The sequence below is a fragment of the Streptomyces sp. NPDC058289 genome (assembly GCF_042880975.1).
Taxonomy (GTDB): Bacteria; Actinomycetota; Actinomycetes; order Streptomycetales; family Streptomycetaceae; genus Streptomyces; species Streptomyces stoeckheimensis.
In genome coordinates this window covers 26,919-39,653 of record NZ_JBHVYI010000041.1, presented here as the reverse complement: position 1 = coordinate 39,653, position 12,735 = coordinate 26,919, and the positions used below count along the sequence as shown (strand labels likewise).

Sequence of the window (12,735 nt, the reverse complement as noted above, 5' to 3'; positions counted from 1 at the left end):
ATGCGCCACCCGGGTCCGACGGCTCACCCCGTCCGGAGGACCGGCGGATCGTTTGCTTCGCTCCGGGGCTGGTCAAACGCGGCGACGTTGAGCAAGGATCGCGTCCGCACCTCGCCACGCACGTTCTTCCGGCACCACACGTCCACCACAGGAGGATGTCCATGCCCCGCCGTACCTCCCGCGGCCGCACCGCTGCAGTGATCGCGTCCCTGACCCTGCTCGGCCTGGCCGTGCCGGCCTCGGCGGATGCCTCGCAGCCCGCGTCCGGTCTGCCCCAGGGCCGCGTCTTCATGGTCAATCCCGTCCAGTCCACCGGTGATCAGACGCTCGTCGACGCCAAGGACTCGGCCGGCGCCGTGCCCGACTCCGCCTACGCCTCGGTCGCGCTGCGCAACCTGGACGGCAGCGGCGGCCTTTCCGGCCGGTGGGCGTACATCCGGTCGGAGACCGGTGCGCCCGCGGCCGCCGTGGACGCCGGCCGGTACAACCGCGCCGACGACCAGTTCGAGCAGGTCATGGCCTACTTCTGGGTCAACGAGGCGCAGGAGTACCTGCAAGGACTCGGCTTCGGCAGCGAACTGCCCGGAGCCAACGACCGCGCCCAGCCCGTCCGCATCAACCAGTGGGGCGCCGACAACTCCTTCTTCACCGACAAGAAGGCCGAGATCCGCTTCGGCAAGGGCGGCGTCGACGACGCCGAGGACGCGGAGGTCATCGTCCACGAGTACGGGCACGCGGTGCACCACGCGCAGGTCCCCGGCTTCGGCAGCTCCCCGGAGGCCGGGGCGATAGGCGAGGCCTTCGGCGACTACCTGGCCGTCTCGGTCGGCGAGCACGCCGCCGCCGTCCGCGGCTGGCCGCGCGGGACGGACCCGGCGTGCGTGGCCGACTGGGACTCGGTCGGCTACAGCGCGGCCCCGCACTGCCTGCGCCGCATCGACGGCAACAAGGTCTACGCGGACCGCACCGGCGAGGTGCACGCCGACGGCGAGATCTGGTCCCGTGCCCTCCTCGACATCCGCGGGGCCCTGGGCGCGAGGACGGCCGACCGCATCATCGTCAACGCGCAGTTCGGCTTCGCCCCCGACACCAGCTTCCGCGACGCGGCGCTCGCCACGATCGCCACCGCCCGGAGCATGTACGGGGCGGGCGCCGCGGACGCCGTCCGGACGGCGTTCAGGGACCGGCAGATCCCCGGTATCGCCTAGGGCCTGGCAATCCGTCGGCCGGGCTATCCCTCCCCCGTGAGTCCGGCGCGTTCGGCGAGGGCGCCGCCCTGGAAGCGGCTCTCGGCGCCGAGTTCCTCCAGCAGCTCGGCGATGTGGCGGCGGCAGGTGCGCAGGGACATGCCCATCCGCCGGGCGATCACCTCGTCCTTGGCGCCCTCGGCCAACAGCCCGACCAGTGCCCGGCGCAGGCTCGGTCCGACCTCCTTGTACGCGGCCCCGCTGCCACCGCGGAACGGGGTCGCACCGGACCAGTGCTGGTCGAAGACCCGGCACAGGTACGCCACCACGTCCGGGTTGCGCACCAGTACGGCGCCTTCGCCCGGGCAGCCGTCGGTGCGCCGGGGGAGGAAGGCCACGGAGCGGTCGAACACCACGGCCCGGTCCGGCAGTTCGGCGGCGGTGCGGTACTCGGCGCCGGCCTCCGTGAGGGTTTCCACGTACCCCTGGGTGGAGAGGCTGGCCCGCGCCGAATGCTGGTAGAGGGTGCGCATCCGCACCCCGCGGCGCAGCATCGCGAGGTCCCGCTCGATGGCGTCCCCGAGCCGGTGCGCGGCCCGCCCGCCGCCCGGCTGGATGCTGAACACCTCCTCGCGGCAGCGCGCCGACTCCTCGGTGAGCAGCGCCGAGGCGGCCGCGAGGTCCGGCAGTACGTCCACGCCCTGCCGGTGGTCGCGTTCGCGGCGGGCGGCGCGGTAGTGCGGCATGAGGGAGCGCAGGTCCTCGCGCACGGAATGGGCGTGTGCCGCGGCCTGCGCGACCTGGGCCTCCAACGGGCCGACCGCCTCCGCCGCGGCCGCGTCCGGGCTGACCGGGATCAGTTCCCCGGGGCTGCCGGGTGCGGGGCGCAGCAGCCGGAGCAACAGCAACGTGCGGCAGGCCTCCTCGGCCTCCTCGGGGGTCAGGCCGAGGGTCGCGGGTACTTCGGGCGCCTCGGGCGTCCGTCTCTTGAGGCTCCCCTGCGACAGCGCGTGCTCGAACACGGCGACGGCCCGGGCGTCCAGCCTCGGCAGCTCGATGGATTTGGTCTGCATGGTCATGATTTCCCCCGCAATGCGGCCCTGCTACTTCCGTGCCATGCAGGCTATTGCCAGCTCTCGGGACTGGACCAAGGGGGCATGCCGGTATGAACTTCTGTCATCGGTCGGGCCGCATCCCGGCGGGCCGATATGCCGGCATACGGCGCGAACCGCCCGACACGGGCGCTCGCCATCCGGTCCACGACCTCCCCATCCAGGAGCCACGCCATGTCCCGAAACCTGCCCCGCCTCCTCCTCCTCGCGGCCCTGCTGGCCGGCGGTCCGCTTGCCATGCAGCAGGAAGCGGGCCCGGGAGCGGCCGACGGGCACCACCGGGGAACGGGCGGCGCGGTGAGCGCGGTCCTCGCCGCGGAACCCCTCGACACGAGCTGGGGCGACGACTACATCCGGCCCGTCCTCTAGGGGCGTCTTGCCGTCGCGTTCCCGTCTGCCCAACCAAGAGCGAAGTGCGAGGTCGTAGAGCGTGTCATCACTGCCCCTGACTCCGGCCCCGACCCTCCCCGGGCCGCGGCGAACCCGCGCCGAGGGCCCCGCGGACCTGGCGCTGCTGCCCGACCTGGTGCGTGCCGTCCTCGTGAGGGGTGTGGCCGGGGCGGTGCGGGACCGGGTGGTGGGGGACCGGGCCGTGGGGGACTGGGCCGTGGAACCGGGGGAGTTCTGGTGCCACGTACGGCCCTCGGGCGCCGCCCGCCGCGCCCAGGGGTGGAAGCTCCACGTCTCGGCCACCCCGCTCTCGGCCCCCCTGGTCCTGGCCCGCGCCGCCGAGGTGCTGACCGGCCACCGCGCGCCGTTCAAGTTCGCCGGGAGCCCCGCGCGGGTCGCCGCCCTCGTCTCGGGGCGCTTCGCGCGGGGCGGGGCCGGCAAGTTCATCACGGTCTACCCGGCCGATGACGATCAATTCCGGCTGCTCGCAGAGGAGTTGCACCGGGCCACCGTGGGGTTGCCCGGACCCGCGGTGCTCTCCGACCGCCGCTATCTGCCGGGCAGTCAGGTCTACTACCGCTACGGGGTGTTCGCCGCGAGCCCCGAGCTCACCCCCGACGGGGCCTACGCCGCCCGGCTGACCGACCCCGCGGGCCGGCCGGTTCCGGACGAGCGCAACGCCTGGTACAGCCCGCCGTCCTGGGCGGGAGACCCGTTCCCGGACCGCCCGGCCGCTCCGGCCCGCAGTACGGCCACCGCGAAGCCCGTGCTGCTGCACGAGCGCTACCTCGTGCGCGGCGCGATCCAGCACTCCAACAAGGGCGGCGTCTTCCGGGCGGAGGACACCACCACCGGAGCCCCGGTGGTCGTCAAGCAGGCCCGCCCCCATGTCGGCGCCGGCCTCGAAGGCCTGGACGTACGGGACCTGCTGCGCCGGGAGGCGGCCCTGCTGGGACGCTTCGGCCTGCGGTTCCCCGACCGGGTCCCCCGCCTCGTCGAGGTGTTCGAGCAGCAGGGCAGCGCCTTCCTGGTCGCCGAGTCGGTGCCCGGAGCCACCCTGCGCCGGACCGTCGCCGAGCGGCTGATCAGGGAGGGCGCCGCCTGCCCCGACGAGCGGACCGCCGGTTCCCTGGTCCGGCAGCTGCTCGACCTGGTCGCCGCAGCCCACGAACTCGGCCTCACCCTGCACGACTTCAACCCCAACAACGTCATGGTCACCCCCGACGGGCAGCTCCGCCTGATCGACCTGGAGATGGCCGCCGCGGAGGGCGAACGCTGGGTCCTCGGCGCCACCCCCGGCTACACCGCACCCGAACTGCGCGCCGCCGACCCGGTGGCCCCCGCGTTCGGTCCCGGCGTGGACCTCTACGCCCTCGGCGCCACCGTCCTGCACGCCCTGACCGGCGCCGACCCGCTCTTCGCTCCGGACCGGCCCGCGGCGGAGGCCCGCCCGGGCGAGGAGCGGCTGTCCGGGCTGCTGGAGCTGCTGGGCCGGGACCAGCCGCTCGTACGACGGTTCGGGCCGCTGGTGCGCGGCCTGATGCGCGACGCACCCGCGGATCGCTGGACCCTGGAGCGGGCCAGGGAGGAGCTCGCGGACAGCCCGACACCGCAGACGGCGGCGGCACTTGGGGCGCCTGCGGTACGTACTCCGACCGCGGACCTGCGGGCACGGCTGCTGCACGACGGGATCGCCCACCTGCTCGCCACCATGCGCCCGGCCGACCCGGACCGGCTCTGGGCCGCGGACTCCGTCGGCGCGACCTGCGATCCGGTGGCCCTCCAGCACGGCTCCGCGGGCCCCTTGGGCCTGCTCGCCCGCGCCCTGCGGCACGCGGACGACCTCGCGGCCGGCTCCGGCTCCCCCCACGGGAGCTCCCAGGAGTCCCCGTACGCACCCCCGGTCACCCGGGAATCCCTGCGCGCGGGGCTGCGTACGGCCGCGCTCTGGACGGCGGACCGGCAGGAGGCGCTGCCCGGCCACCTGCCCGGACTCCACTTCGGCCGGTCGGGAACGGCCTGGGCCCTGCTCGACGCGGCCCGGGCACTGGAGGACGCGGCGCTCACCGAACGTGCCGTGGCCCTGGCCCTGGCGCTGCCCGTCGAGTGGCCCAACCCCGATGTCTGCCACGGCGCGGCCGGCGCCGGCCTGACCCAGCTGCACTTCTGGCGCACCACGGGCGACCCGCGGTTCCTCGACCGGGCCGCGCGGGCCGCCGAAGGACTGCTGGCAGCGGCCCGGCGTACGCCCGAAGGCGTCTTCTGGCCGGTGCCCGAGGACTTCGACTCCGGTCTCGCCGGCGCCTGGCACTACGGGTTCGCGCACGGGGTCGCCGGCGTCGGCACCTTCCTGCTCCTCGCCTGGGAGGCGACCGGCGACGAACGACTGCGCGCCGCAGCCGTGGAGGCGGGCGCCACCCTCGCCGGGGCGGCCCGCCGCGGACCGGCGGGCACCCTGTGGCCGGTGGACCGGGCCCGGCACCTGTCGGACTCCCCGGAACTGGCCCGGCACTGGTGCAGCGGCTCCTCCGGGGCGGGCACCTTCCTGGTCCGCCTCCGGGCGGTCTGCGGAGCCCGCGACACGGGCTGGGCCGACCTGCCGGACGTACCCGACCTGCCCGACCTGCCCGATCTGGCCGATCTGGTGGAGGGCGCGGCCGCCGCCGTCCGGGCGGGCCGGGTCACCGATACGGCCGCCACCTGCCACGGGCTCGCGGGCAACGCCGAGTTCCTGCTCGACGCCGCCGAGCTGACCGGCGACGCACGCCACCGGGCGGGAGCCGAGCTGCTGGTCGAGCACATGGCGGCCCAGGCGGTGCTGCGCGACGGCCGGCTGCTGGTGCCCGACGAGAACCGCAAGACCGTGCTGGCCGAGTACGCCACCGGCCTGGCCGGGAGCCTCTCGCTGCTGCTGCGCCTGCGGTACGGCGGCCCGCGCGCCTGGCTGCCCGAGGGCGGATCCGCCCACCCCTGAGTGTCCGGTGGCCGACGGCCACCGGCTGCCGGGCCCGCACGGGTCCGGCGTTCCACCCGCAGTTCCCTCTGCAGTTCTCTCTGCAGTTCCATCCGCACAGAAGGAGACCGCCATGGCGGAGTTCGACATCGACGCCCTCCAGGTCCTGCCCGAGGACCTCCGTACCGAGGACGCCCGCGGCGAGGAGCACGCCGCCGCGCTGATCACGGCCTGCCGCTGGCACACGAGCGGCTGCTGATCGCCCGCTGACCGGCGGCGGCGACCCCCTTCGCCGCCCTGGGAGGGACCGGACCTCTGCACCGGCCCCTCCCTCGCCGGTCGGCTCCGAACGGGCCGGCTCGCCCGAACGAGCCCTAGACGGGGGAGGGTTCGACGGAGGACCACCCCTTGGCGGTCGGGGTGAAGACGATCCCGCCCACCACCAGGAAGCCGAACGCGTCGTCGGCTCCGGGGCGGACGCCACCCGGGACGGTGAACCGGCCGGTCTGCTTGTGGGAGACCAGGTCGATGACCACGCCCGAGGTCCGGCACCGTACGTACGCCAGTCCGTCGGTCACCACCACCGCGTTCGAGGCCTCAGGGCGCTCCGGATCGGTGCACTCCTGCGCCAGCGGAATCCGCCACACGGCGCCGCCGGACTCTTGGTTGAGCTCCATGAACCCCGGCTCGCCGCCCGCCGCGGTCGCCATCAGGTACACCTTGTCCCCGGCCACGGCCGGTCCGGACAGCGTGGTGCCCGCGTACGGGAGGTCCGCGCTCCGCCGGCGCGCCGGCTCGCCGCGCAGGATGCCCGCCCCGTTCTCCTTGTTGCACAGGAAGACGGTCGCCTCGCTCTCGTCCCGGCCCAGCGTCAGTCCGCGGGTCTCGCAGATCCCGGGCATCGTGAAGCGGGTGCCGTCCTGGGGAGTCCCGAACGGCAGCTTCTTCCCCGTGGCCCCGTCGAGGGCGGTCACGAAGCTCTCGACCCCCGTGTCGGCGCCCTGGGCCCGCCCTTGTACGTACACCCGGTCCCCGTCGACGCGCAGCACCGGAAAGCCGTCGCCCGCCCCGGCCGCCCCGGACACCGCCTGCTGCCACAGGACCTTTCCGTACCGGGTCTCCAGCGCGGTGACCGTGCCGGACATGGAGACCGCGAACACCCGGCTGCCGCCCGCGTCCAGCACCGGCCGCCGCAGCATCTCCTTGGTGGGGAACTCCCACCGGGGGGTGCCCTCGACGAGGTCCAGCGCAGTGAATCCCCTGCGGTCGAGCGCGATCACCGTGTGGGTTCCGGCGGTCGCGCCGGGGGCCACCATCGGGGCCTTCCCGTCCACTTCGCCTTCCAGCAGCTGCTCCCACAGCAGTTCGCCGGTCGCCGCGTCGAACCGGCCGAGAGCGTCGCCCGTGCCGGGGCGGGGCGAGGTGCACACCAGCGAGGATTCCGCATACGCGCAGGACCCCATGGCGTCGCCGCCGTCCCAGGCCCGCCACCCGGCGGGGCGCCGGGCGGGCGCGTCCGCGTAGGCACGGCTGCCGGCGGGGCTGCCGCCTTCGGTGGCCACGTACGGGGCGAGGGTCCCTTGAGGCGTCGGCTGGGAGGGCGCACGCGCGGCCCCGCCGGGCGTCCCGGAGGGCCCGGCGGACGACTCGGGGGTCTTCGCGTCGTCCCGCGCACCGCCGGCCGGCGGGGAGAGCCGCAGGTAGACCCCGCCGCCGGTCAGCAGCGCAGCCACGAGTACCGCGGCGAGGAGGGAGCGCCTGCGGGGCCTGCGCGGCCGCCGGGGCCGGACGGCCACCGCGTCCCCGGCGGGGCCGGTCGGCGGCGCGGAGTGCCGGGTGAGCGGCCCGTCGGTGTCCTCGGCTCCATCTTCGGAGGCGGCGGCGGGCGATCCCGCCGGGCCGTCGGCGCCGGCGTCGGCGCCCTCTGCGTCGGCACCGGCCCCCGGCTCCGCTTCGTCGCCGCCCCGAGAGCCGGTCCAGGTCCCGGCCCCGAGGGGCTTACGGGCTTCCCCGCCGGGGCCGTCGCCCTCGCCGAGCGGGCTCTCCCAGTCGGCCGCCGGGATCTGCGCGAGCACGGCCAGCAGCTCGTCCGGTCCCGGCCGGGCGGCCGCCTCCTTGGCCAGGCACGCCCCGACCACGGCCCGTAGCGGATCGGCCAGACCCGCGATGTCCGGAGCCTCCGACACCACGCGGTAGGCAGTCATGTAGTGCGACTCCGCGTCGAAGGGCCCCCGCCCGGTCGCGGCGAACACCAGCACCGATCCCAGGGAGAACACGTCCGAGGAGGCCCGCACCCGTGCCGGAGCCGACAGTTGCTCCGGCGACATGTACGGCGGAGTCCCCAGGATCTGCCCGGTCGAGGTCAGCGTCTGCTGCCCCGCCGCCCGAGAGATCCCGAAGTCGATCACCCGCGGCCCGTCGTCCGTCAGCATGACGTTGTCCGGCTTCAGATCACGGTGGATCACCCCGGTGGTGTGCAGTTCGCGCAGCGCCTCCACCAGTCCGAGCGCAAGCACGCGCAGCGCGCTCCCGCGCAGCGGCCCGTCCGCCTTCACCCGGGCGCCCAAGGTCCGTCCCGGCACCAGTTGGGTGGCCATCCAGGGCCGCTCCGCGTCCGGGTCGGCATCCACCACCGCGGCGGTGAAGGCCCCGCTCACCCGCCGGGCGGCCGCCACCTCTTGGCGGAACCGGGTCCGGAACTCCGGGTCGTCGGCGAACTGCTGGTGCACCAGTTTCACCGCGACGAGCCGCCCCGAAGCGGCCCGCCCCGAGTACACCGTCCCCATCCCGCCGGAACCCAGCCGGGCGATCAGGGCATACCCGCCGATCGCGCGCGGATCCCCGTCCCGCAGTGTCATGTCCCGCCCCACCCCACCGAGTACATCCGTCGGCGGCACCCTATCCCGGACCTGCGCACTTGTACCGCGAAGGTACTTCCCGGCCCGCGCGGATCGGCAGGCGTCACGCCGAACGCAAGGCGTCCGTGGGGGAGGACCGGGCGGCCCGCAGGACGGGGTGGAGCCCGGCGAGCGCGGCCACCACCACCGAGACCGAGGGGCCGGCGACCAGGGTGTAGGAGGCCCGTACCGCCGGGGTCCGGGTCACGCTCGACGCGGCGGACGCGGCGGACGCGGCGGACGCGGCGGACGCGCCGGTGGACGGGGACCCCGCGCTGCTCCGGCAGGTCGCGCTCAACCTGCCGGCCAACACGGTGCGCCACAACCATCCCGACGGCGCCGCCGTGATCGCGACCGGCACCGCGGGCGACACGGTGTTCCTGGAGGTCTCCAACACCGGCCCCGTCCTGCCGCCGGAGGAGGTGCCCGCCCTGTTCGCGGCGTTCCACCGGGGCCGGGAGCGCGGCAGCGGTTTCGGGCTGGGGCTCGCCGCGGTCCGGGCGATCACCGACACGCACCACGGCGAGATCGTGGCCACGCCCCGCGCGGGCGGCGGGCTCACGGTCCGCGTCCTCCTGCCGGCCCGCAACGGGGGTGCAGCCCCTGCGGGTTGATCGACCTGGCCCGGCCGTATCAAGCGGCGGCCCCTCGGCCGCCCTCCGGTCCCTTCACGCCCGCCGCGCCGGCCGGCGGCACGGGCGCCCCGCGATGCCTGATGGTGATGGCCGTGGCCTTGGCCACCACCAGCGGGTTCAAGAAGCGCATCGGACCGATCAGGCGGGATGCGAACCGGTGCATGTGCCGGGCCATCGATGCGTCGCGGGCCGCCGCCGAGAACACCAGCTTCTCCCCGGGATTGAACGGGCGGGCCTTGGCGAAGTCGGCGGCCAGGCGCTGGTGGCCGCGGAGCCGCCACTGGTGTTTGCGCGAGTACCGTGCGAGCGACCTGTCGAGATCGCCCCGACCGGCCGCGGCCGGGGCGACGGCCTGCGCCAGCCACTGCGCGGACTCCAGGGCCCACCCGCATCCCACGCCCCACAGGGGGTCGCTGGTGAGGGCGGCGTCGCCGATGAGCGCCACGCCCGGCGCGGTCGGCTTCCTGTTGTGCAGCGGGTAGTCGATCGTGCCGATGATCTTCGAGATGCGCTCGGCGGCGTCGATGGGCGGCGCCTCGGGCAGGGCGCGGACGAACGCGGTGAAGCTGCCCTCCAGGTCCTCCCGGAAGGCCGGGAGCCGCTCCTTGTCCGGGAGCACCGCGAGGACCGTCACCCCGTCGTCGTTCGGGAACGCGTACGCCATGTCGGGTTCGAGGAACCAGGTGTGGCCGATCCCGTCGGGCAGCGGAAGGTTGCGGTAGTGCGCGAGGTAGCCGAAGCGCGTGTTCTCGTACGTCCGGGTGCGGATCCCGGCGTGCTCCGCCACGGCCGAGTCCTTGCCGTCGGCGCCGACCACCAGGCGCGCCCGGATCTCGCGTTCGCCGTCCGGGGTGGACGCGCGGACCCCCACGGTCCGTCCGGCCTCCCGGACCAGCCCGGTCACACGATGGCCGAGCAGCAGCTCGACGCCGGGGGTCTGCGCCGCGTGCGACCTGATCAAGGGGTCGAGGACGCTGCGCCGGATGTTGTACGCGTACGGCAACTCGGGTCCTCCCGGCGACGGCTTGGGCTCGATCCATCCCCAACGGGTGTACCAGCGGGCTGTGTTGCGAAGGGCTCCCGCCTTCTCCAGGGCCGGTACGAGGCCGAGCTCGTCCAGCACCGGATGGGCGTTGGCCGTGATGGAGTGGGTGCACAGCACCTTGTACGCCTCGGGGTCCGAGCGGCGTTCCAGCAGCGCGACGCGGACGCCGCGTCGGGCGAGCAGGATCGCCGCGGCACTGCCGGCGAGGCCGGCTCCGCTGATGACGACGTCGTAGTCGTGTTCCGCGCTCTCAGGCCTGGGCATGCGCTGATCGCCCCCTTCGGGGTGTGGTGCCGCTGACGGGAGTGGTGCAGCACCCACTGCTGTCATGCCCATGAAAACTTGTCAAGATCGCACCGGCCCGGACGGTCGCGACCTGGACCGCGGAGGTCCGGATCTCGGTCGTCCGAGGGCCCCGACCTCAGTCGTCCAGCTCCAGGCGGTGGACGCCGCGCTGGTCGACGCCGGCGACGAGGTACCGGCCGTCGGGCGAGGCCGCCAAGGACAGGACGTCCTTGTTCGGCATCGAGCGGGAGATGTTGTGCCAGGTCAGCCCGCCGTCGGTGGAGCGCAGTACGCCGCGCCCGCCGTGAACTGGACGGCGTGCACCTCGGCTTCGGACACCTGGTGCATCGTGGCCCCGAAGTCGTCCGAGTGGGACAGCCCCCACCAGCCGCCGAACCAGATCCGCCCGGGCTTGCCGGGGTCGGCCACGATGGTGTCGTAGTACCGGCCCTGGTCGCAGGTCTTCCAGTGGGCGCCGCCGTCGGTGGTGGTGTAGAGGCCGGCCGAGCTGGAGCTCTTGTACGAGATCGCCATCCGGTCCGGGTTCGCGGGGTCGACCAGGAACGCGGTTCCGTTCGCCTCGCGCGTGGCGACGCCCGACCAGGTCCGGCCGGTGTCCGTGGTCTCCTGCAGCACCACGTTGTAGAGGTAGTTGACCAGCTGCCGGCCGGACTTCGGGTCCGCCGCGGACGGCTGGAACCCGGGGGTGCTGGACGACATCAGGCGGCTGGTGGCCCAGGGGGAGCAGGCGCGGGTCCTGCCGGGCCTGCGGATCAAGCTGGCCATCGCGGACGACGCACTCGCGCTGATGCCCCTGTCGCTGGACCTGACGGACGGACGCGCGGCGGTGATCCGCCCGTCCTCGCTGCTCGACGCGCTGACGGACTACTGGCGGCTGTGCTGGACCCTGGCCACCCCCCTGCTCGCGCCACCGGAACCGACGGGATCCGGCGAGGAGTCCGCGGACCCCGGCGAGGAGGACCGGCTGCTCCTCGCCCTGCTGGTCAGCGGCTTGAAGGACGAGGCGATCGCGCGCCGGCTGGGCTGGTCGGTACGGACCATGCGCCGCCGGATGAGCCGCCTGCACGACCGGCTGGGCGCGGCGAACCGCTTCCAGGCCGGAGCCATCGCGGCCCGGCGGGGCTGGATCTGACCCGCCGCTCAGCGGCTGCGCACCGGGTCCGCCGTCCGGGGCAGGGCCAGGATCGGTGCGCCGCCGAAGTCGAGCCCGCGCAGCAGGGCGAGGAAGACCAGGGCGGTGATCGCGGAGGCGGCCGAGGCGAAGGACTGCGCGGCCAGGTACGCCTCCCAGTCCGCGTCCTCGACCAGGCCCGGCCGGCCCGCATCACGGGCGTACAGGACGGCGAACAGCACCCCGAGCGCCAGACCCGTCACGGTGAGGAAGCCGAGGACCAGAGCGGCGATCCGCATCAGCGGCACCCTCCCCGCCCGGCCCCCGGGAAGCGGAGCCACCCTGCCGAGCCACGCCAGGAAGGCCAGGGCCGCGGCGGCGAAGGCCAGCGCGATCAGGCCCCCGCCGACGGTGTCGCTGAGGCGGTGCCAGTGGGCCGAGACGGTGCTCGCCCCGATCCCCACCGCCCACAGGGCCCCGAGCAGTGCGACGAGCCCGCGCCAGTGCGGGGCCACCACGATCAGCAGCGCGAACAGGCCGGCCATCGCGATCGTGGTGTGGCCGCTGGGGAAGCTGTTGGTCACCTCGCTCGTCTGCCCGTACAGCAACGGCCGCGGCACCACGTACCGCTTGAGGACCTCGGCCACGCCCAGCCCGCCGACCAGGGTGAACAGGGCGGCCAGCGCCAGGAGCAGGCGCCTGCGCACCGCCCCGATGAGCACCACCAGGAGGCAGAAGAAGCCGAGCGAGCCCATCGTGATGGCCCGCAGGCGGCCGTTGGCCGCTTGCCGCTCGCGCCGGTCGGTGTACTCCTGCGACCCCCGCAGTGCGGCGTCCTCGAAGCGCTGCCCCGTTCCGGTGCGCACCATCAGCCAGTACACGGCCACCAGCAGCACCAGCGCCCCGGCTGCCGTGACCAGCCCCCGGCGCCGCACCAGCCCCTGCAGCCCCCTGCGCGACGTACCGCTCGACAGGCTCATGTTCCCCCTCACAACCCGAAGATGATCACTCAGGCTGACCCGCGGCAGCCGGTCCCGCACCTTGGAGCCGTCCATCCGGGGGATGTCCCGGGCGGACGGGAAGACGGTGGCGGCGCCCA

General features: G+C 74.6%; 12 protein-coding genes. 6 read left to right on the top strand and 6 right to left on the bottom strand.

Annotated elements, in window-relative coordinates; genetic code table 11:
• Positions 1–161 precede the first annotated feature (161 nt).
• Positions 162–1,208 carry a M4 family metallopeptidase gene (locus tag ACFVX6_RS21715; protein WP_389693787.1) on the top strand — a complete coding sequence of 349 codons (1,047 nt, stop codon included), beginning with the start codon at positions 162–164 and terminating at the stop codon, positions 1,206–1,208.
• A gap of 23 nt (positions 1,209–1,231) precedes the next feature.
• On the opposite strand, the gene ACFVX6_RS21710 is transcribed toward ACFVX6_RS21715, so the two are convergent.
• On the bottom strand, positions 1,232–2,266 hold the full coding sequence (locus ACFVX6_RS21710; protein ID WP_389693785.1) for a hypothetical protein: 1,035 nt from the start codon (positions 2,264–2,266) through the stop codon (positions 1,232–1,234).
• 207 nt (positions 2,267–2,473) lie between these two features.
• On the opposite strand from ACFVX6_RS21710, the gene ACFVX6_RS21705 reads away from it, so the two are divergent.
• The 3 genes from ACFVX6_RS21705 to ACFVX6_RS21695 all read left to right on the top strand — a co-directional run bounded on the left by ACFVX6_RS21705 (position 2,474) and on the right by ACFVX6_RS21695 (position 5,901).
• Positions 2,474–2,668 carry a hypothetical protein gene (locus ACFVX6_RS21705; protein ID WP_389693783.1) on the top strand — a complete coding sequence of 65 codons (195 nt, stop codon included), beginning with the start codon at positions 2,474–2,476 and terminating at the stop codon, positions 2,666–2,668.
• Between the two features lie 61 nt (positions 2,669–2,729).
• Complete coding sequence (lanL, locus tag ACFVX6_RS21700; RefSeq protein WP_389693781.1) at positions 2,730–5,663, top strand: class IV lanthionine synthetase LanL; 2,934 nt, start codon at positions 2,730–2,732, stop codon at positions 5,661–5,663.
• A 112-nt stretch (positions 5,664–5,775) separates the two neighbouring features.
• Positions 5,776–5,901, top strand: coding sequence for an ALQxL family class IV lanthipeptide (locus ACFVX6_RS21695; RefSeq protein WP_250744215.1), 126 nt, complete (start codon positions 5,776–5,778; stop codon positions 5,899–5,901).
• A gap of 115 nt (positions 5,902–6,016) precedes the next feature.
• Here the strand turns inward: ACFVX6_RS21695 and ACFVX6_RS21690 are convergent, their stop codons facing one another.
• On the bottom strand, positions 6,017–8,500 hold the full coding sequence (locus tag ACFVX6_RS21690) for a protein kinase (protein ID WP_389693779.1): 2,484 nt from the start codon (positions 8,498–8,500) through the stop codon (positions 6,017–6,019).
• 103 nt (positions 8,501–8,603) lie between these two features.
• Complete coding sequence (locus tag ACFVX6_RS21685) at positions 8,604–8,747, bottom strand: hypothetical protein (protein WP_389693777.1); 144 nt, start codon at positions 8,745–8,747, stop codon at positions 8,604–8,606.
• A gap of 49 nt (positions 8,748–8,796) precedes the next feature.
• On the opposite strand from ACFVX6_RS21685, the gene ACFVX6_RS21680 reads away from it, so the two are divergent.
• On the top strand, positions 8,797–9,153 hold the full coding sequence (locus ACFVX6_RS21680; RefSeq protein ID WP_389693775.1) for a sensor histidine kinase: 357 nt from the start codon (positions 8,797–8,799) through the stop codon (positions 9,151–9,153).
• Between the two features lie 19 nt (positions 9,154–9,172).
• On the opposite strand, the gene ACFVX6_RS21675 is transcribed toward ACFVX6_RS21680, so the two are convergent.
• Both ACFVX6_RS21675 and ACFVX6_RS21670 read right to left on the bottom strand, forming a co-directional pair.
• Positions 9,173–10,483, bottom strand: a complete 1,311-nt coding sequence (locus tag ACFVX6_RS21675) for an NAD(P)/FAD-dependent oxidoreductase (protein WP_389693773.1) — start codon at positions 10,481–10,483, stop codon at positions 9,173–9,175.
• A gap of 285 nt (positions 10,484–10,768) precedes the next feature.
• Entirely contained in the window at positions 10,769–11,224 is a 456-nt protein-coding gene (locus ACFVX6_RS21670) for a hypothetical protein (protein ID WP_389693771.1), read from the bottom strand.
• Here ACFVX6_RS21670 and ACFVX6_RS21665 point away from each other — a divergent pair.
• Complete coding sequence (locus tag ACFVX6_RS21665) at positions 11,211–11,657, top strand: hypothetical protein (RefSeq protein WP_389693769.1); 447 nt, start codon at positions 11,211–11,213, stop codon at positions 11,655–11,657. The two genes, ACFVX6_RS21670 and ACFVX6_RS21665, sit on opposite strands and share 14 nt — an antisense overlap.
• A gap of 8 nt (positions 11,658–11,665) precedes the next feature.
• On the opposite strand, the gene ACFVX6_RS21660 is transcribed toward ACFVX6_RS21665, so the two are convergent.
• Positions 11,666–12,616, bottom strand: coding sequence for a phosphatase PAP2 family protein (locus tag ACFVX6_RS21660; RefSeq protein WP_389693767.1), 951 nt, complete (start codon positions 12,614–12,616; stop codon positions 11,666–11,668).
• Between the last annotated feature and the right edge of the window lie 119 nt (positions 12,617–12,735).